We start from the raw sequence: 18,004 nt of genomic DNA, 5'->3' as shown, positions 1-18,004 counted from the left end.
CGGGGCGGCGGCACGGGCCTTTCGCCCGCCGGGGCCCCGGGGACGAGGACACGGGCTGTCAGCCGCGCCCGTACAGCTCCGCGATCTCCCGGGCGAAGTCGCGCGCCACGGCCGAGCGGCGCAGTTTGAGCGTCGGGGTCAGATGGCCGGACTCCTCGGTGAACTCCACCGGCAGCACCCGGAAGCGGCGGATCGACTCGGCGCGCGAGACCAGCGTGTTGGCGTCGTCCACGGCCTCCTGGACGGCGGCGAGCAGCCGTTCGTCACCGACCAGGTCCGCCGGCGGCCCGTCGGGCAGCGCGCGCATCCGCCGCCAGTGCGCCACACCGTCCGGGTCCAGGGTGATCAGCGCGGTGATGTACGGGCGGTCGTCACCGGTCACCATGCAGTGGCCGATCAGCGGGTGGGCGCGCAGCCGGTCCTCCAGCGGCGCCGGGGCGACGTTCTTGCCGCCCGACGTCACGATGATCTCCTTCTTCCGTCCGGTGATGGTGAGGTAGCCGTCCGCGTCCAGGAACCCGACGTCGCCCGTGGGGAACCAGCCGTCGCCCGGCGCGGGCACCGCCGTACCGCGGGCGGCGTCCCAGTAGCCCGTGAAGAGCTGCCCGCCGCGCAGCAGCACCTCGCCGTCCGGGGCCAGGCGTACGGCCGTACCGGGCAGCGGCCAGCCGACCGTGCCGATGCGGGGGCGCTGCGGCGGGGTGACGGTGGCCGCCGCGGTGGTCTCCGTCAGGCCGTACCCCTCGAACACCTCGATGCCGGCGCCGGAGTAGAACGCGGCGAGCCGGTGCCCCAGCGGGGAGCCGCCGCAGATGACATAGCGGACCCGGCCGCCGAGCGCGTCCCGGATGCGGCGGTAGACCAGCGGGTCGTACAGGCTCCGGGCGGCGCGCAGCGCGAGGCCCGGCCCCGGGCCCGTGCCGTGTTCACCGGCCTCGACCGCCTCCCCGTACCGGCGGGCGATCCTTGCGGCGCGGTCGAAGGAGGCGGCCCGGCCCATCTTCTCGGCCGTGGCCCGCCCGGCGTTGTAGACCTTCTCCAGGACGTAGGGGATGGCCAGCAGGAAGGTCGGCCGGAAGCCGGCCAGGTCGGCGAGGAGGTCCTCGGTCCGGATGCTGGGCGCGTGCCCCAGGCGTACGCGGGCCCGCAGGCAGCCGATGGCGACCATCCGGCCGAAGACATGGGCGAGCGGCAGGAAGAGCAGGGTGGCGGCGGGCTCGGCGCTGACCGACCTGAAGACGGGGTGCAGCAGGGCGATGGCGTTGTCGACCTCGGTGAAGAAGTTGCCGTGCGTCAGGGCGCAGCCCTTGGGGCGGCCGGTGGTGCCGGAGGTGTAGATGAGGGTGGCGATGTGCCCGGGGGTCAGCGCCGCGCGCCGCCGCGCCACTTCTCCGTCCTGCGTCCCTCGCCCCGCCGCCCCTCCGCCCGCCGCCCCTCCGCCCGCCGTCTCCCGGCCGGCGGCGACGATCTGCCGGACGGCTCCGGTGTCGAGCTGCCACAGGTGGCGCAGGCCGGGCAGTTCGCCGCGTACGCCGCTGACCAGCCGGGCCTGGCCGACGCCCTCCACGACACAGGCCGCCGCGCCCGAGTCGTGCAGGATCCACCGGGTCTGGTCGGCGGAGGAGGTCGGGTAGACGGGGACGGTGACCAGTCCGGCCGCCCAGGAGGCAAAGTCGATCAACGTCCACTCGTACGTCGTCCGGGCCATGATCGCGATGCGGTCGCCGGGCCGCAGCCCGTGCGCGATCAGCCCCTTGGCCACGGCGGTCACCTCTTCGGCGAACCCGGCGGCGGTCACCTCCCGCCAGGTGCCGTCGGCCCCTTTGCGGGCCAGCACCGTCTCGTCGGGGGCCTCGGCGGCGTTGTCGTACGGGATGTCGGCGAGCGAGCCGGTACGGACCGGGGCGGCCAGCGGCGGCACGGACACCTCGCGCACGGTGCCGCCCTCCACCGTCCGGTGCGGCTCGACCGGAGCGGGCACGGGCGACGGCCCGGAGCGGCCGTCCCGGCGCCCGGCCTGGCGACGGCCGGCCCGGCGGCTCCCGAGGCGCCGGGCTGTCGCTTGTCGGTCCGGCGCTTGCTGGTCCGGCGCTTGCTGGTCCGGCGCTTGCCGGCCTGCCTGTTGCTGACGGGTCACGAGCGGCTCCTCATCTTCGTTCGGAGCCGGTGCGGCGGTCGGCCACTGCTGTGCCGGCGGCGCACGCGGCAGCGGTTGGACGGTGAGACGAGCGGTGGCACGGGCGATGGTGCGGGCAGTGGTGCGAGTGGTCGTACAGGCAGTGGTACGAGCAGTGGTACGGGCGCACGGCCGCGGCGCGGCCGGAAGGAGCCCATGGGCCGACGAGCTCCTGACCATTCAGTAACCTTACTTCGGCGTAATGTACGCCAGGACCGGACGCCGGCCAATGCCCTTGCGCCCCATGCCTTTACGCGCCGCCGGTCGCTGCCCGCGCTGCCTCCGCACACCGAACTCCTCCCGTACGGCCCGGCCCCTGCCAGACGTCCGTACTTTCCCCCGGTCACACGGTCACATTCCCCTGCCGCGATCCGTCAGGACAGTGACAGCAACCGGAAAGCCCGAAGGAGACGGCGATGGAAGCACGTTCGATCACGGCGGAGGTCCCGATGGTGCCGCGGATGGCCGAGGACCCCGCGGAGCTCGTCCCCGAGCTGGCAGCGGTGTCCCAGGCGCTGTTCAAGGTCACCGGCAACGGTTCGGTACCGCGTTCCACGATCAGTCTCGTCCAGTTGCGCGCGGGTCAGATCGTCGGCAGTACCTACCTGACCGTTCTGCACACGGGTTTTCTGCGCAAGGCCGGGGAGCCGGAGGAGCGGATCACGTCGGTGGCCTCCTGGCAGGACTCGCCGTACTTCACCGGTGCCGAGCGTGCCGCCCTGGCGCTCGTGGAGGCCGTGCTCCAGCCCCGCACACACGGCGAGAGGGTCTGCGACGAGCTGTACGCCCAGGCGGCCGAGCACTACGAGCCCAAGGCGCTCGCCACCCTGATGTTCGCGATCGGCCAGGTCAACTTCTTCATCGCCGTGGCACTGATCGCCAAGCCGGTGCCCGGCCGGTCGTTCAGCGATCCGTGGAACTGACACCGCACGGGTAGGGCTCGGCGTCCGGCTCCCGGTGCGGAATCCGACCGGTCTGATCCGGTCCGGTTCGTGGACGCGCCGGGAGCCGGCCGGCTCATTTGTCAGGCGTCCACCGCTCGCCGTTCATCAGCCGGCCGAGCCCGGCCCAGGCGAAGTTCATCAGCGTGGCCGCCGTCTCCCGGGCGGCCCGCTCCTTCTCCGCCGCCGCATCCCGCTCCCCCGCCACGCCCTGCTCCGTACCGTCCCCTTCCTGCTCCGCACCATCCCCTTCCTGGTCCGGCCCGGCCCAACCGCCCTCTTGGGCCCGTACGTTGGCCCAGTCCGCCAACGACTCGGCCGCCCCCACCAGCGCATGGGCCAGCCCGGACACCTCCCGCTCGGCCAGCCCCGCGCCGCAGCCCGCCTCCCGGGCCGCGGCTCCGATCAGGTCCGTCACGAACTCGGCGATCTCCGTACGCATCGCGGCGACTTCGCGTGCGAACGGCTCTCCCTGCATACGCGCCTGCTGGTGGAGTACGGACCACGCGTCCGGATGCTCGGCCGTGTGCGCGAAGAATCCTTTCAGCCCGCTCCACAACTGCCGGTCGGCACAGGCCCCCGGCTCCACCGCCGCCCGTACGGCCTTCACCAGCGCCGCGGCCTCCCGTTTGATGACGGCGCCGAACAGCTCCTCCTTGGAGTGCAGGTAGAGATAGACCAGCGGCTTGGAGGCGCCCGCCACCTCGGCGATCTCATCCATCGAAGCAGCCCGGTAACCGCGCCGCGCGAACGTCCGCACCGCCGCGTCGTAAATCTGCCGCTCCCGTACGGCCCGCGGCATCCGCTTGCCCTTGCCCACCGCCACGCCCCACGCCCTTCCGCCCCGCGCGTCCGCCCCTCAGCACGCTTTACCAGTAAGTAAGTTTACGGCCCCGCCAGTTGACGGCCAGTCGACGGCCCGTCGGCAATCCGCACTTGACTCCGTACGCACCTAGCGAGACGATACGTCTCGACTCGCTATCTCGACCCAGCTCTCCGGAGGACCGCCCATGCAGCGATTCATCGAAGCCGCTCCCGGCATACGCCTGTGGACCGAGGAGCGCGGAGCCGCCGACGCTCCCCCGCTGCTGCTGATCATGGGCGCCCAGGCGTCCGGCCTCGGCTGGCCCGACGCGTTCGTCGACGCGCTCGCCGTCCACCACCGCGTCATCCGCTACGACCACCGCGACAGCGGCCGTTCCACCTGGTCCTTCGACCGGCAGCCCTACCGGATCACCGACCTGGCCGAGGACGCGGTGGCCGTCCTGGATGGGCTGGGCATCCAGCAGGCCCACCTCGTGGGGCTGTCACTGGGCGGGATGCTGGCCCAGTTGGTGCTGTGCGACCACCCGGACCGGGTGCTCAGCGCCACCCTGGCCGGCACGTCCGCCCTGAGCACCGCGCCGTACACCACGCCCGACGGGAAGACCGTGCCGGCCGAGGAGCTGCCGGGCATCGCCCCCGAGGTGCTGGAGATGTGGGCCCGGCCGGTGGAGGACCACGGACTGGAGGCCGAGCTGGACCGGCGGGTCGAGCACTGGCGGGTGCTTGCCGGGAATCAGCTCCCCTTCGACGCCGCGTACTACCGTGACCTCGAACGGCGCGTCATCGAACACACCGGCCACTACACCGCCTCCACCGCACACGGCAGCGCGGACAGCTCCGGAATGCTGCGTACGGAAGCGCTCGCCACCACCGGGGTGCCCACGCTCGCCATCTGCGCGCCCGCCGAGCCGGTGTTCCCCCCGCCCCACCCGCAGCACCTCGCACAGGTCATCAAGGGCGCGCGGGTCGTGGAGATCCCCGGCATGGGCCACGCGCTGCCCGCCGAGGTCCTCGGCCCGCTGGCCGAGGCGATCCTGGCCCACACCCTGAAGGTCCCTGAGGCGCCGGCGGCCTGACGGGCGGGCACCGGAAAGGCCGGATCGCGGAAGCACGAGGGGCAACCGACGAAGACCGGGTCGCCGAAAACCAGCTCCAGGCCGTGGTGAAAGGTCAGCTCATACCCGGCGGCGAGCCTGAAGCATCGTCCGAGCGCCGGTATGCGAACGCCGGACGGGCCCGGCCTCCCGGGCCCGTCCGGCGTCGCCGTACAAGTCGTACAACAGGTACTGCGCGGCGGGTCAGTTCGCCCCGGCAGGGACCGGCACGGAGACCTTGCGGTCGGCCTCTTCCACCGTGCCGCCGTCCAGGTCGATGGCGGCGGCCCGGGCGTACGCCTCGCGGTCCAGGATCTTCTCCTTGGCGGCGACCAGGATCGGAATCACCGACTGGCCGGCCACGTTCGTCGCCGTACGCATCATGTCCACGATCGGGTCGATGGCCATGAGCAGACCGACGCCCTCCAGGGGGAGACCCAGGGTCGAGAGGGTCAGGGTCAGCATGACCGTGGCACCCGTCAGGCCCGCGGTGGCGGCCGAGCCGATCACCGAGACGAAGGCGATCAGGACGTAGTCACCGATGCTCAGGTGGACGCCGAAGATCTGGGCGATGAAGATCGCGGAGATCGCCGGGTAGATCGAGGCGCAGCCGTCCATCTTGGTCGTCGAGCCGAACGGCACCGCGAAGGAGGCGTACTCGCGCGGCACGCCCAGGCGCTCGGTGACCCGCTGGGTCAGCGGCATGGTGCCCACCGATGAGCGGGAGACGAAGGCGAGCTGGATCGCGGGCCAGGCGCCCTTGAAGAACTGGAGCGGGTTGACCTTGGCGACCAGCGACAGCAGCAGCGGGTAGACGCCGAAGAGCACCAGCGCGCAGCCGACGTAGATGTCGACGGTGAAGGTCGCGTACTTGCCGATCAGGTTCCAGCCGTACGTCGCGATCGCGTTGCCGATGAGGCCGAGGGTGCCGAGCGGGGCGAGGCGGATGACCCACCACAGCGCCTTCTGGAGCAGTTCCAGCACCGACCGGCTGATCTTGAGGACTGGCTCGGCCTTCTCGCCGAGCTGCAGCGCCGCGATGCCGGCCACGGCCGCCATGAAGACGATCTGCAGAACGTTGAGCTGGGTGAACGGCGTGATGATGTCCGTGGGGACGATACCGGTCAGGAAGTCGATCCAGCTTCCGGTGTGCTTGGGGAGCCCGCCGTCCTTGGCGGTCAGACCGGTCCCGGAGCCCGGGTCGGTGATCAGGCCGATGGCCAGGCCGATCGCGACGGCGATCAGCGAGGTGACCATGAACCACAGCAGGGTGCGGGTGGCCAGCCGGGCGGCGTTGTTGACCTGCCGCAGGTTGGTGATCGACACCAGGATGGCGAAGAAGACCAGCGGCGCGACCGCCAGCTTCAGGAGCTGGACGAAGATCTCACCGATCTTCGCCAGCGTGGCGCCCAGCCAACTGATGTCACCGCTCTTGGCCAGCCAGCCGAAGAGCACGCCCAGCGCCAGGCCGAGCAGGATCTGGGCCCAGAACGGGACCTTGGGTATGCGGGAGGTCTTGGCGGACCGGGGCGTCTCGGGAGACGTGGTGGTCTCGGAGGACGAGGTGGACAACGGACACACTCCGGGTACGGACGGACGTCGGGACGGAACGGCGTAGGAGCGCCAGGAGGCCAGGAGGCCGGGCGACCGGCTTGTCAGCGGGTCGCGCGCGGGACACCTCCCGCCCGGAGGGTGGGGAGGAATCTTCGGCCGCCGCGGCAGGGAAGTCAGCGGCGACAACAGGCCGCGGACACACAGCGGCAGAGATCGACGTGCAGGCGCGCCACGAGCGGGACGCTCATGGGGAACTGGTGCGCAACTGCTGTCTTCATGATGAGTACGTTAACACTCGAACTTTGAGGAACCCAAAGAAAATCTTTGGGACGTTCGAAGGCGGGAGCGGCGTACGGCCTCTGAAACGACAGATGCCCCGTCCTGGAGCGGTGACTCCAGGACGGGGCGCCTGTAATGGGTGCGTGTGGTGATGCCTGTGGTGGTGTCTGTGGTTGTCGGTGTGGCGGCGGGGCCGGGCTACAGCAGCCCGTCCTCCTGGCTCTGGTTGGCCGCGAGCCGCTGCTTCTGCTTCTCCACCTTCGAGACGATCTGCTCGGACATCGCGTCCCGCTGCTTGCGCAGCAGCACGAAGCTGAGCGGCGCGGAGATCACCACGGCGAGCAGCAGCAGCCAGACGAAGTTGGAGCTGCCCACCCCGAGCGGGATGACGTGGAAGTACGCCAGCACCCACACCAGCGCGAAGCAGATGACGAAGAGACCCACACGGGACGCGGTGTAGCGGAGTGTGGCGTGCTTCTGGCTACTCACGGGACGGGACCTTCTTCACAACGGCAACCGAAAGGGTCACCCACCAGTCAAGCACAGGCTTCCCGGCGATCTTCCTGGCCCCCGCGCCGGGCGGGTTGAAGACCGTCACGCCACGGACCGCGGGCGTACCGCCGGCCGTCAGACCCGCATCGGCTGCGGCGACTCGCGGCGCCCGGTGTCCGGGCCCGGGTACTCGCGGATGATCTCGTACCGGGTGTTGCGCTCCACCGGGCGGAAGCCCGCGTCACGGATCAGTTCGAGCAGGTCGTCACGGGTGAGCTTGTTGGGCGTGCCGTAGTTGTCCGCGTCGTGCGTGATCTTGTACTCGACGACCGAGCCGTCCATGTCGTCGGCGCCGTGCTGGAGCGCGAGCTGCGCGGTCTGCACGCCGTGCATGACCCAGAAGACCTTGACGTGCGGCACGTTGTCGAACAGCAGCCGCGAGACCGCGAAGGTCTTCAGGGCCTCCGCGCCGGTGGCCATGGTCGTCCGCACCTGGAGGCGGTTGCGGATCTTGCCGTCCTTCATGTCCACGAAGTCGTGCTGGTAGCGCAGCGGGATGAAGACCTGGAAGCCGCCGGTCTCGTCCTGGAGTTCGCGCAGCCGCAGTACGTGGTCCACGCGGTGCCGGGGTTCCTCGATGTGCCCGTACAGCATCGTGGCGGGGGTCTTGAGCCCCTTCTCGTGCGCCAGGCGGTGGATGCGCGACCAGTCCTCCCAGTGGGTGTCGTGGTCGACGATGTGCTGGCGCACCTCCCAGTCGAAGATCTCGGCGCCGCCGCCGGTCAGCGACTCCAGGCCGGCGTCGATCAGCTCGTCGAGGATCTCGGTGGCGGGCATGCCGGAGATCTTCTCGAAGTGGTGGATCTCGGTCGCGGTGAACGCCTTCAGGGAGACCTGCGGCAGGGCCTCCTTCAGGGCGCGCAGCGAGCGCGGGTAGTAGCGCCAGGGGAGGGTGGGGTGCAGCCCGTTGACGATGTGCAGCTCGGTGAGGTTCTCGGACTCCATCGCCTTGGCCAGGCGGACGGCTTCCTCGATGCGCATCGTGTACGCGTCCTTCTCGCCCGGCTTGCGCTGGAAGGAGCAGTACGCGCACGAGGCCGTGCACACGTTGGTCATGTTCAGGTGCCGGTTGACGTTGAAGTGCACCACGTCGCCGTTCTTGCGGGTGCGTACTTCATGGGCCAGTCCGCCGAGCCAGGCCAGGTCGTCGGTCTCGTAGAGGGCGACGCCGTCTTCACGGGTCAGCCGCTCCCCGGACCGGACCTTCTCCTCCAGCTCGCGCTTGAAGCCCACATCTTGAGTAGATGCAGTCATCCGGCCGCCTCCAATATCTGTGCCAAAACGGGCTCCGTCGACCTTACTCCCCCACTTTCCGGACGGATCGGGGCCCTGCCCGAGAGCCCCGTCCGCGCCCCGTCCGAGAGCCCCGTCCGCGCCGTGCCGGCCTCCCGGCCCGTCGCGCCGCTACATCTCCTCGGGCAGTTCCCCGACCCGGTTCTCCCACTTGGTGGAGAGCACGATGGTGGTACGCGTACGGGAGACGCCCTTGGTGCCGGACAGCCGCCGGATGGTGCGCTCCAGCCCGTCCACGTCGCCGACCCGCACCTTGAGCATGTACGAGTCGTCGCCCGCGATGAACCAGCAGTCCTCGATCTCGGCGAGGTCGCGCAGCCGGCGGGCGACGTCCTCGTGGTCGGCGGCGTCCGAGAGGGAGATGCCGACCAGTGCCGTGACGCCCAGGCCCAGCGAGGTGGCGTCGACCGTCGCCCGGTAGCCGGTGATCACTCCGGCCGCCTCCAGGCGGTTGATCCGGTCCGTGACGCTGGGGCCGGACAGGCCGACGAGCCGGCCGAGTTCCGCGTACGAGGCCCTTCCGTTCTCCCGCAGTGCCTGGATGAGCTGCCGATCCACCGCGTCCATGCGTCCCTGACCTTCCAATCTTTACGCAATCGCGTCTTCTGCATGTAGAATCTAAGGCATACAGGGCCACCGACCCTGTAAATCTTTCAAACGATCAAAGACGATCTTTCACAGGAGTTGTCACCGTGTACTCGATCGAGATGGCCTACGCCCGCATGCGCGAGCTGCAGGACCTGGCCAATCGTTCTCGTGCTCACAAGACCGCCACCTCTCAGGACGAGCGTCCCTCCGGCCGCAACCGCGACGCCGCCCGCAAGAAGCGCTAACCCTCCCCCTTGGGACCTCTGCCGAGCTCCCCTTCCCACCGCCGGTACAGCCCGTGCGGCACACCTGCCGCATCGAGCACCCGGCCCGCGACGAAGTCCACCAGATCCTGGATGTGCGTCGCTCCCGCGTAGAACGCCGGAGAGGCGGGCAGCACCACGGCGCCCGCCTCGTCCAGCGTCACCAGATGCCGCAGCGTCTGCCCGTTCAGCGGGGTCTCCCGCACCGCGACCACCAGCTTCCTGCGCTCCTTGAGCGTCACGCTCGCCGTGCGCTGCAACAGGTCCTTGGACAGCCCGAGCGCCACCCCGGCCACGCACGCCGTGCTCGCCGGAACGATCAGCATCCCCTTGACCGGGTACGAACCCGAGGACGGCCCCGCCGCCAGGTCCCCGGCCGGCCAGTGCCGTACGTCCGACAGGTCCTCCTCCGTGACGGCGAACGTCTGCGGCTTGCCGTCCGCGCCGCGCGCCAGCCACTCCCGCAGATCCTCCCGCCAGTGCGCGTCCCGGAAACCGATCCCCGTCTCGTCCAGCAGCGTCAGCCGCGACGCACGGCTGACGACCAGGTCGACGGACTCGCCGGCGGCCAGCAGCCCGCGCAGTACGGAAGCGGCGTACGGGGTCCCGGACGCACCGGAGACACCGACGACCCACGGGCGCCGCGCGACGGCACCGGGACCGGGCCCGGGCCCGGTGCCGGGCTTGCGGACGGGGTCCTCACGGACCTCACGCTCGCGGACGCCGGCCTCGCGGGCGGCGCGCTCATAGGCCGGATGCTCACTGGGGATGTTGTGCGGCGGCTCCACGGGATCGAGCCTATCCGGCGGAACCACCGGCATCGTCCCGACCGTTCTCCCTTGTGAACGAAAGAGGAAGGGTCCGACGATGATGACGCGAGCCAAGCCCGCCGTCCTGCTGATGCTGGGGTGGGTGGGGCTGCTCTGGGGGCTGGAGGTCATCGACCACGCCTCCGGGCACGCCCTGGACTCTTTCGGGATACAGCCCCGCGAGGCCGGCGAACTGGTGGATGTGATCCCCTCCGCCTTCGTGCACTTCGGTTTTGATCACCTCGCGGCCAACACCGTTCCCCTGCTGATACTGGGGCTGATCGCCGCGCTGCGCGGCGGGATACGCCGCTTCCTGGCCGTGGTGCTGCTGATCACCGTGGTCGGCGGGCTGGGCGTGTGGCTGACCGCCGCCCCCGGCACCAACACCGCCGGCGCCTCCGGCGTCGTCTTCGGCCTCTTCGGCTATCTGCTCGCGCGCGGCTTCATCGAGCGCAAGCCGCTGGATGTCGTCTTGGCGGTGCTGGTCGGCGCGGCGTACGGCTCGATCATGTGGGGCGTGCTGCCCACCGCCGGCGGCATCAGTTGGCAGGGCCACCTCTTCGGGCTGGTGGCCGGCGTGCTGGCGGCTTTCGTCCTGCGGCAGCGCGCACTGCCGAAGGCGGCCCGTCCGGCTGTCGGACCCGTCGCGTAGTCTCGCCGTACCGGCGCGGTGGTACGGGGCCACCGGAGCCGGCGGCAGTACGCAGCAGTACGACGAACGGCGCGGCGCCGGGTGACACGGCGGCGCGGCACGGAACAACGGGGGTGAGCACGAGTGTCCGGCTTCCACCAGCCCGGGAACGGCCAGGGCTATGGCTACGGCTACGGGTCGGCCCCGTACGGAGGCGGGCCCCAGCAGCCGCCGTACGGGAGCGGGGGCGGCTACGGACCCGGAGGCGGTTACGGCCCCGGCGGATACGGCCAGGACCCCGGCTACCCGAGCGGGTACGGCCAGGGCGTCCCGCCGCGGAACACGACGACGACCGCCCTGTGGGCCCACCTCGGCGCCCTGCTGACGGTCACCATCGGTTCGTTCGCCTGCTGCGTCGGCGGTCTGCTGGGCTGGATCGCGCCGCTGTCCATCCGCGGCGGCGAGCGCAACAAGCACGATCCGTTCGTCCGTCACCACGCCACCCAGGCGCTGAACTACGGCATCACCCAGGCGCTCATGGCCGTACTGACGACCCTGCTCTACTTCGGCACGGCGCTGGTCTTCAGCGTCGCCGCCGACCCGAGCCGGCTGAACGGTCCGGGCCTGGCGGTCCCGCTGCTGACGGTGCTGGTGATGGCCGTCGGGTACTTCCTCACCAGCGTGGTCTTCTGCATCATCGGGATCACGAAGGCGAGCCGGGGCGAACTGTGGTCCTACCCCGTCCTCATAGCCTGGCCCATGGCCAAGTCCTGAGCGTCCGCCGCACGGCATCAGACCGTGAGACCGGCCTCGGACCGTAAGACCGGCCTCAGACCGCCAGGCCGCGTACAAGCAGGTCCAGCAGTGCGCACACGAACAGGGCTATGCCGATGATGCCGTTGACGGTGAAGAAGGCACGGTTGAGGCGGGAGAGGTCGTGCGGGCGCACGACCGTGTGCTCGTACAGGAACGCGACCGCGACGATCACCAGGCCGGCCCAGAAGAAGACGCCGGCGCCGGTGGCCAGCGCGTACCAGACGAACAGGCCCATGGTCAGGAGATGGCAGGCCCGGGCGCCGTACAGGGCGCCGGGAATCCCGAAGCGGGCCGGCACGGACTTCACGCCGTGCGCGCGGTCCGCCGCCACGTCCTGGCAGGCGTAGATCAGGTCGAAGCCGCCGATCCAGATGCCGACCGCCAGGCCCAGGATCACCGCCTCCCAGGACCAGCTCCCGCTGACCGCGAGCCAGGCGCCGACCGGGCCCATGGCCTGGGCCAGGCCCAGGATGGCGTGCGGGAAGTTCGTGAAGCGCTTCCCGTACGGATAGACCACCATCGGGATCACGGCGATGGGCGCCAGCGCCAGGCACAGGGGGTTGAGGGCCGCGGCGGAGCCGAGGAAGACGGCCACCGCGACCAGCGCGCCGGTCCAGGCGGAGCGTACGGACACCGCGCCGGTCACCAGCTCGCGCTGGGCGGTGCGCGGGTTCCGGGCGTCGATCTCCCGGTCGATGATGCGGTTGGCGGCCATCGCGAACGTCCGCAGGCCCACCATCGCCACGGTGACCAGCAGCAGAGTGACCCAATGGATGCTCTTGTCGAGCTGGTGCATCGCGGTCAGGGAGGCGATGTAGGCAAAGGGCAGCGCGAAGACCGAGTGCTCGATCATCACCAGGCGCAGGAACGCCTTGACCCTGCCGGGCCGGGCGGGTTCGGGTCCGAACAGGTCCGGGGTTGCTGAATCAGCGCTCATGCGCGGCCGGCCTAAAGGCCGTACTCCTTCCAACGGCGGGTGACCCGGGCTGCGGTCTCCGGGTCGGAGGCGACCATGTTCGGCCAGCCCCCATCACGCGTATAGCCCTCCTCCGGCCACTTCGCGGTCGCGTCGATGCCCGCTTTGCCGCCCCAGAACTGCTGGTAGGAGGCGTGGTCGAGGTGGTCGACAGGGCCTTCGACGACCGTGAGGTCACGGGCGTAGTCGACATTGCCCAGCGCCCGCCAGGCGACCTCGTGGTAGTCGTGCACATCGCAGTCGGAGTCGACGACGACGATCAGCTTCTCCAGGGAGAGCATGTGCGCGCCCCAGATGGCGTGCATGACCTTCTGCGCGTGCTTGGGGTACTTCTTGTCGATCGAGACGATCATGCAGTTGTGGAAGCCGCCCGCCTCGGGCAGGTGGTAGTCCACGACATCCGGCACGATGATCTTGAACAGGGGCAGGAAGAACCGCTCCGTGGCCCGGCCCAGCGGCCCGTCCTCCGTCGGCGGCCGGCCCACCACGATCGACTGGAGCAGCGGGCGCCGGCGCATCGTCACACAGTCGATGGTCAGCGCCGGGAAGTCCTCCTGCGGCGTGTAGAAGCCGGTGTGGTCGCCGAAGGGCCCCTCGGGAAGCATCTTCCCGGGCTCCAGCCAGCCCTCCAGTACGACCTCGGCGTTGGCCGGCACCTGGAGCGGCACGGTCTTGCAGTCGACCATCTCCACCCGCTTGCCCTGCACGAAACCCGCGAAGAGGTACTCGTCGATGTCGCCGGGCAGCGGCGCGCTGGAGGCGTAGGTGACGGCCGGCGGGCAGCCGAAGGCGATCGCGACCGGCAGCTTCTCACCGCGCTTGGCGGCCACCTGGTAATGGTTGCGGCTGTCCTTGTGGATCTGCCAATGCATGCCGATGGTGCGCTTGTCGTGGCGCTGAAGGCGGTACAGGCCCAGGTTCCGTACGCCCGTCTCCGGGTGCTTGGTGTGGGTGAGCCCCAGGTTGAAGAAGGACCCGCCGTCCTCGGGCCAGGTGAACAGCGCCGGGAGCCTGTCCAGGTCCACCTCGTCGCCCTTGAGCACGACCTCCTGGACGGGCGCGGACTCGCCCTTGACCTTCTTGGGCGGTACGTGGGTCATGTTCGCGAGCTTCCCGAAGGCCTCGCGGATGCCGACGAAGCCCTGCGGCAGCTCGGGCTTGAGCAGCCCGGCGATCGCGTCGCTGATGTCGTCGTAGGACTTCAGGCCCAGCGCCTTGAGCAGCCGGCGGTCGGTGCCGTAGACGTTCATGGCCAACGGCATCGACGAACCTTTGACGTTCTCGAAGAGCAACGCGGGACCGCCGGCCTTCTGTACCCGGTCGACGATCTCCCCGACCTCCAGGTACGGGTCGACCTCGGCCTTGATGCGCTTGAGGTCGCCTTCTCTGTCCAGCGCGCGCAGGAACGAACGCAGGTCGTCATAAGCCATGCGTTCCAGTATCCGGTACGCACTACCCTGAACGGGTCACCGGGCCCCGTCCGAGGCCCGCCGTCCGTGCAGGGGGCCGTTTCCGCGATGCTCAGGTATCTGCCGTTCCTTTTGGTGCTGGCGCTGTGGATCTACGCCTTCATCGACTGCCTGAACACCCCCGAGGAGCAGGTACGGGTACTGCCGAAGCCGGTGTGGGTCATCATCGTGCTGCTCTTCGGCGAGGTGCTGATCGGACCCATCGCCTGGCTGGCCGCGGGCAAGGTACGCCAGGGCGCCGGGACCGCCGGCGCCGGCACCCCGTCCCAGTGGCACCGCGGGCACGCGAACCGCCGTACGCAGTGGGTCGCGCCGGACGACAATCCGGAGTTCCTGCGCTCGCTGAGGGACGAGAACAAGAAGGACGAGGCGCTGCTGAAGGACTGGGAGGCCGACCTGCGGCGCCGCGAGGAGGAACTGCGGCGGAAGAAGGAGGGCCCGGCCGGTCCGGCCGACGGTCCCGAGGACACCCCGCCGCCCACCAGGGGCTGACGGCCCCAGGGGCATTTCCGGGGGCGTTCCCGGACGCCTTCCGGACGCCTTGCGGACGCGTTCCGGATGGGGCGCCCGAGGCGTTCCGGAACGCGCCGTCCGCCATTGCCGGACGGCGGCGAGGCGAGGACAGTGGCTCGCATGGAGCGCACCGACCACCGGGCGATGCTGGCGACGGCCGTCGCCGAGGCGCGGGCCGGGCTGGCGGAGGGCGGCATCCCGATCGGCGCCGCTCTGTACGGGCCCGACGGCGTCCTGCTCGGCCGGGGCCGCAACCGGCGCGTCCAGGACGGCGACCCGACCCTGCACGCCGAGACCGTGGCCTTCCGCGCGGCCGGCCGGCGCCGCGACTACCGCGGCACGACCATGGTCACCACCCTCTCCCCCTGCTGGTACTGCAGCGGACTGGTGCGGCAGTTCCGGATCCCGTGGGTGGTCATCGGCGAGACCCGGACCTTTCGGGGCGGCCACGACTGGCTGGCCGCCCATGGTGTACGGGTCGTGCTGATGGACGACGCGGCGTGCACCGCGATGATGCGTCACTTCATCACGGCCCGGCCCGAGCTGTGGAACGAGGACATCGGCGATGGCTGACCCCCACGACCCGTCCCCCGACCCGACCCACGACCCGCTCCCCGGCCTGTCCCCCACTCCGTCTCCCATTCCGTCCCCCGAGACCGCCCCCGGCCGGTCCCGCATCCCGGTCGTCGATCTCCGGCAGTGGCGGACCGGCGGTCCCACCGCCCGCCGGGAGATCGCCGCGCGCGTCGACGCCGCCCTGCGCACGGCCGGTTTCCTGCTCGTCACCGGGCACGGCGTGGACGCGGAGCTGCGCGCCGCCATCCGGACGGCGGCCCGGGAGTTCTTCCGTCTCCCGGCGTCGCTGAAGGGTCCGTACGCGACCAGGGTCGGCGGACGCGGCTGGCTGGGCCCGGGCGCGGAGGCCAACGGTCACGCGGAGGGCACCGCCACCCCGCCCGACCTCAAGGAGTCGCTGTCCTTCGCGTCCTATGAGCCCACCGGGGACGCCGAGGTGGACGCGGAGTGGTTCCTCCCCAACGTCTGGCCGGCCCAAACCCCTCGTCTGCGCCCGCTCGTCGAACGGTACTTCGAGGAGATGCGGGCCCTGTCCGATCTGCTGCTCGAACTCCTCGCCGGTGCCCTCGGCCGCGAGCCGGACTGGTTCACCCGGCACACCTCCCACCCCACCTGGGGTTTCAACATCAACTGGTACCCCGGTACCGAGGTGGTGGGGGAACCCCGGCCGGGCCAGTTCCGGATCGGCCCGCACACCGACTTCGGCACGGTGACGGTCCTGGACCGCCAGTCGGGCAAGGGCGGTCTCCAGGTCTTCACCGACCCGGCGGACGGCGGCACCGGCTGGGAGGACGCCCCGTACGCACCCGATTCCCTCACCGTCAACATCGGCGACCTGATGGCGCATTGGACGGGCGGACGCTGGCGTTCCGGTCGTCATCGCGTGCTGCCGCCACCGGCGGATGCCCCCGCCGAGGAACTGATGTCGCTGGTTTTCTTCTACGAATGCGACGCCGGAACGCGTCTCGGTTCCGCACCCGATTCCCATGTCTACCTGCGGCAACAGCTCGATGCGATCACCGTCGACTGACGTTCGCGCCCTCGCCCGGCAACTTTCGTTTCACACAGCACTCTTGACGTCGCATACGCAACACGAGTTACATCAAAGCGCTGGCCGAGCCTTTACATAAGGGGTTTCCGTGTCGACCTTTAATGATGACCTTATAGCTGTTGAGCATTCACTTGCCTCGCACCCCGAATTCAGCGACGCGGCCACCATCACCCTGAAGGCCAACGAGTTCTACCGTTTTGCGCTCGACCTGCTCCGCGAGCGGTCGGCCGAGGTGGACAAGCTCGCGGCCGGCATCCGCGACCAGGACGGCGAGATCCCCACGGCCGTCACCGAGGACCCGTTGGTACGGGTCACCCTGGACGAGGCCGTCTCGCGCCTGGAGCGGGGAGACATCGACGACGGCGCGTGGAGCGAGGTCGTCACCATGCTCCAGTTGGTCACCCGGGCCCTCGACGCGCACGGCGCCACGGCACCGCCCACCGGCGCCGAGATCTCCGGCGGCCGTGCGGTGACGGTGGCCCCGGACCGCCGGGCGTGGCTGTGCGGCTCCGGCCAGGGCACCACCGCGCCCCTGGCCCGTACCTTCCTGAACGCCTTCGACCGCGACTTCCTGCGCGGCGTACCCGGCGACCTGCTGGAGCCGACGCCGCAGGACGTACGGCAGTTGGACGAGGGATTCGCGGCCCTGGACGCCCTGCTGCCCGAGATGAGCGCGAGCGTCGGCGCCCACTACGTCGGGGTCGGCGTCGTGGACGTACGGACCGAAGGCGAAACGTATCTGGCGGGCAACGTCGGACGTATCCCCGCGGTGGTCTTCTTCTCCCGCAACCGCATGGAAAAGCCCTGGCGGTTCGCCGAGACCGCGCTCCACGAAGGACTGCACCTCAAACTCTTCGACATCCAGCGCTCGGCCAGCATCTTCACCGCGCCCGAACTGCTGGCGGAGGGCCCCAAGGTCAAGGTGCCGTGGCTGAAATGGGCGTCGATGGTCGCGCCCAACGAATGGCCGCTGGACCGGGCCCTGGGCGCCTTCCACGTGTACGCCCACATGGCCCTGTTCGAGCGCGCCCTGCGCACCCGGCTCACCCCCGAGATCGTCGAACGGTTCGGTGAACCGGAGGCCCTGGACAAGCCGTCGCTCTACCGCTTCGGCCCCGAGCGCGCGCAGTACCTCGGCGAGGAGATCCTCGCCCGCGGCGAAGGCGCGCTCACCGACCACGGCCGGGCATTCGTCGCCTGGCTGCTCGACACGGTGAAGGAGACCGCCGGTGTCTGACGTCCTGTACTCCAAGGCCCCCGGTCTGCGGACCCGTTCCGTGGAGGCGGCCGGCTCCCTGATCGTCTTCACCCCGCAGCGCCCCAAGGTGCACTGGCTGAACCTGGCCGGCTGGTACCTGTACGAACTCAGCGACGGCACCGACGCCGACCACATCGCGGGCGAGTACGCCGACGCGGTGGCCGGCCAGGTGGCGCGCGAGGAGGCGCTGGAACAGGCCCGCGCCTGTCTGGCGGACCTGGTCGAACGCGGCATCCTCACCACGCGGCGCGCCGCCTGAACGGCCGGCCGCACCGCGGCGACCGCACCCGCGACGACCGCACCGCGGCAAGCGCGCCAAAGCGGCCGTGCCCCCGCGCGC

General features: G+C 70.4%; 19 protein-coding genes. 10 read left to right on the top strand and 9 right to left on the bottom strand.

All coding sequences use genetic code 11. The features are described 5' to 3' along the window. Positions 1-58: 58 nt before the first annotated feature. Entirely contained in the window at positions 59-1,951 is a 1,893-nt protein-coding gene (locus KGS77_RS19035; protein ID WP_242587557.1) for an AMP-dependent synthetase/ligase, read from the bottom strand. Between the two features lie 641 nt (positions 1,952-2,592). Between KGS77_RS19035 and KGS77_RS19030 the strand changes: the two genes are divergently transcribed. Further along, complete coding sequence (locus KGS77_RS19030) at positions 2,593-3,099, top strand: carboxymuconolactone decarboxylase family protein (protein WP_242583519.1); 507 nt, start codon at positions 2,593-2,595, stop codon at positions 3,097-3,099. Positions 3,100-3,193: 94 nt separating this feature from the next. On the opposite strand, the gene KGS77_RS19025 is transcribed toward KGS77_RS19030, so the two are convergent. Beyond that, positions 3,194-3,919, bottom strand: a complete 726-nt coding sequence (locus tag KGS77_RS19025; RefSeq protein WP_242587556.1) for a TetR/AcrR family transcriptional regulator — start codon at positions 3,917-3,919, stop codon at positions 3,194-3,196. A gap of 208 nt (positions 3,920-4,127) precedes the next feature. Between KGS77_RS19025 and KGS77_RS19020 the strand changes: the two genes are divergently transcribed. Beyond that, on the top strand, positions 4,128-5,018 hold the full coding sequence (locus tag KGS77_RS19020) for an alpha/beta hydrolase (RefSeq protein ID WP_242583518.1): 891 nt from the start codon (positions 4,128-4,130) through the stop codon (positions 5,016-5,018). Between the two features lie 222 nt (positions 5,019-5,240). Here KGS77_RS19020 and KGS77_RS19015 read toward each other — a convergent pair whose 3' ends face one another. The 4 genes from KGS77_RS19015 to KGS77_RS19000 form a co-directional block, all read right to left on the bottom strand. Beyond that, positions 5,241-6,608 (bottom strand): dicarboxylate/amino acid:cation symporter, encoded by a 1,368-nt coding sequence (locus KGS77_RS19015; RefSeq protein ID WP_242583517.1) that lies wholly within the window; start codon positions 6,606-6,608, stop codon positions 5,241-5,243. 459 nt (positions 6,609-7,067) lie between these two features. Continuing rightward, positions 7,068-7,358, bottom strand: coding sequence for a DUF4229 domain-containing protein (locus KGS77_RS19010; RefSeq protein ID WP_242583516.1), 291 nt, complete (start codon positions 7,356-7,358; stop codon positions 7,068-7,070). 138 nt (positions 7,359-7,496) lie between these two features. Continuing rightward, positions 7,497-8,675, bottom strand: coding sequence for an aminofutalosine synthase MqnE (gene mqnE / locus KGS77_RS19005; RefSeq protein WP_242583515.1), 1,179 nt, complete (start codon positions 8,673-8,675; stop codon positions 7,497-7,499). A gap of 150 nt (positions 8,676-8,825) precedes the next feature. Then, positions 8,826-9,281, bottom strand: a complete 456-nt coding sequence (locus KGS77_RS19000) for an Lrp/AsnC family transcriptional regulator (protein ID WP_242583514.1) — start codon at positions 9,279-9,281, stop codon at positions 8,826-8,828. Positions 9,282-9,406: 125 nt separating this feature from the next. Here KGS77_RS19000 and KGS77_RS18995 point away from each other — a divergent pair, with 125 nt between their 5' ends. Beyond that, complete coding sequence (locus tag KGS77_RS18995) at positions 9,407-9,547, top strand: hypothetical protein (protein ID WP_242587845.1); 141 nt, start codon at positions 9,407-9,409, stop codon at positions 9,545-9,547. Here the strand turns inward: KGS77_RS18995 and KGS77_RS18990 are convergent. Further along, positions 9,544-10,353: a UbiX family flavin prenyltransferase gene (locus KGS77_RS18990; protein WP_242583512.1), complete on the bottom strand. Its 810-nt coding sequence runs from the start codon at positions 10,351-10,353 to the stop codon at positions 9,544-9,546. The two genes, KGS77_RS18995 and KGS77_RS18990, sit on opposite strands and share 4 nt — an antisense overlap. 79 nt (positions 10,354-10,432) lie before the next feature. Here KGS77_RS18990 and KGS77_RS18985 point away from each other — a divergent pair, with 79 nt between their 5' ends. Beyond that, positions 10,433-11,026 carry a rhomboid family intramembrane serine protease gene (locus tag KGS77_RS18985; RefSeq protein ID WP_242583510.1) on the top strand — a complete coding sequence of 198 codons (594 nt, stop codon included), beginning with the start codon at positions 10,433-10,435 and terminating at the stop codon, positions 11,024-11,026. 123 nt (positions 11,027-11,149) lie between these two features. Next, entirely contained in the window at positions 11,150-11,779 is a 630-nt protein-coding gene (locus tag KGS77_RS18980) for a DUF4870 domain-containing protein (protein ID WP_242583508.1), read from the top strand. Between the two features lie 55 nt (positions 11,780-11,834). Here KGS77_RS18980 and mqnP read toward each other — a convergent pair whose 3' ends face one another. Continuing rightward, positions 11,835-12,758, bottom strand: coding sequence for a menaquinone biosynthesis prenyltransferase MqnP (gene mqnP, locus KGS77_RS18975; protein ID WP_242583506.1), 924 nt, complete (start codon positions 12,756-12,758; stop codon positions 11,835-11,837). A gap of 11 nt (positions 12,759-12,769) precedes the next feature. Next, complete coding sequence (locus tag KGS77_RS18970) at positions 12,770-14,227, bottom strand: menaquinone biosynthesis decarboxylase (RefSeq protein WP_242583504.1); 1,458 nt, start codon at positions 14,225-14,227, stop codon at positions 12,770-12,772. An 87-nt stretch (positions 14,228-14,314) separates the two neighbouring features. On the opposite strand from KGS77_RS18970, the gene KGS77_RS18965 reads away from it, so the two are divergent. The 5 genes from KGS77_RS18965 (at position 14,315) to KGS77_RS18945 (ending at position 17,923) form a co-directional block, all read left to right on the top strand. Continuing rightward, positions 14,315-14,758, top strand: coding sequence for a PLD nuclease N-terminal domain-containing protein (locus tag KGS77_RS18965; protein ID WP_242583492.1), 444 nt, complete (start codon positions 14,315-14,317; stop codon positions 14,756-14,758). A gap of 141 nt (positions 14,759-14,899) precedes the next feature. After that, positions 14,900-15,352 carry a nucleoside deaminase gene (locus tag KGS77_RS18960; RefSeq protein ID WP_242583490.1) on the top strand — a complete coding sequence of 151 codons (453 nt, stop codon included), beginning with the start codon at positions 14,900-14,902 and terminating at the stop codon, positions 15,350-15,352. Then, positions 15,345-16,385: a 2-oxoglutarate and iron-dependent oxygenase domain-containing protein gene (locus KGS77_RS18955; protein ID WP_242583487.1), complete on the top strand. Its 1,041-nt coding sequence runs from the start codon at positions 15,345-15,347 to the stop codon at positions 16,383-16,385. Before KGS77_RS18960 ends, KGS77_RS18955 begins: the two co-directional genes overlap by 8 nt. A gap of 109 nt (positions 16,386-16,494) precedes the next feature. Then, entirely contained in the window at positions 16,495-17,643 is a 1,149-nt protein-coding gene (locus KGS77_RS18950) for an HEXXH motif-containing putative peptide modification protein (protein WP_242583485.1), read from the top strand. After that, positions 17,636-17,923 (top strand): hypothetical protein, encoded by a 288-nt coding sequence (locus tag KGS77_RS18945; RefSeq protein ID WP_242583483.1) that lies wholly within the window; start codon positions 17,636-17,638, stop codon positions 17,921-17,923. The genes KGS77_RS18950 and KGS77_RS18945 overlap by 8 nt, the downstream gene beginning before the upstream one ends. The last annotated feature ends 81 nt before the right edge of the window (positions 17,924-18,004 follow it).

Source organism: Streptomyces sp. MST-110588 (assembly GCF_022695595.1).
Classification (GTDB): domain Bacteria; phylum Actinomycetota; class Actinomycetes; order Streptomycetales; family Streptomycetaceae; genus Streptomyces.
Note: the sequence above shows the minus strand (reverse complement) of the source record. Positions and strands in the feature narration are given on the sequence as shown.

Coding starts and splice junctions, on each gene's coding strand:
- KGS77_RS19020 (WP_242583518.1), top strand. CDS start 4,128: ATGCAGCGATTCATCGAAGCCGCTCCCGGCATACGCCTGTGGACCGAG.
- KGS77_RS18960 (WP_242583490.1), top strand. CDS start 14,900: ATGGAGCGCACCGACCACCGGGCGATGCTGGCGACGGCCGTCGCCGAG.
- mqnE (WP_242583515.1), bottom strand. CDS start 8,675: ATGACTGCATCTACTCAAGATGTGGGCTTCAAGCGCGAGCTGGAGGAG.
- KGS77_RS19030 (WP_242583519.1), top strand. CDS start 2,593: ATGGAAGCACGTTCGATCACGGCGGAGGTCCCGATGGTGCCGCGGATG.
- KGS77_RS18955 (WP_242583487.1), top strand. CDS start 15,345: ATGGCTGACCCCCACGACCCGTCCCCCGACCCGACCCACGACCCGCTC.
- KGS77_RS19025 (WP_242587556.1), bottom strand. CDS start 3,919: ATGCCGCGGGCCGTACGGGAGCGGCAGATTTACGACGCGGCGGTGCGG.
- KGS77_RS18985 (WP_242583510.1), top strand. CDS start 10,433: ATGATGACGCGAGCCAAGCCCGCCGTCCTGCTGATGCTGGGGTGGGTG.
- KGS77_RS18965 (WP_242583492.1), top strand. CDS start 14,315: ATGCTCAGGTATCTGCCGTTCCTTTTGGTGCTGGCGCTGTGGATCTAC.
- KGS77_RS19000 (WP_242583514.1), bottom strand. CDS start 9,281: ATGGACGCGGTGGATCGGCAGCTCATCCAGGCACTGCGGGAGAACGGA.
- KGS77_RS18970 (WP_242583504.1), bottom strand. CDS start 14,227: ATGGCTTATGACGACCTGCGTTCGTTCCTGCGCGCGCTGGACAGAGAA.
- mqnP (WP_242583506.1), bottom strand. CDS start 12,758: ATGAGCGCTGATTCAGCAACCCCGGACCTGTTCGGACCCGAACCCGCC.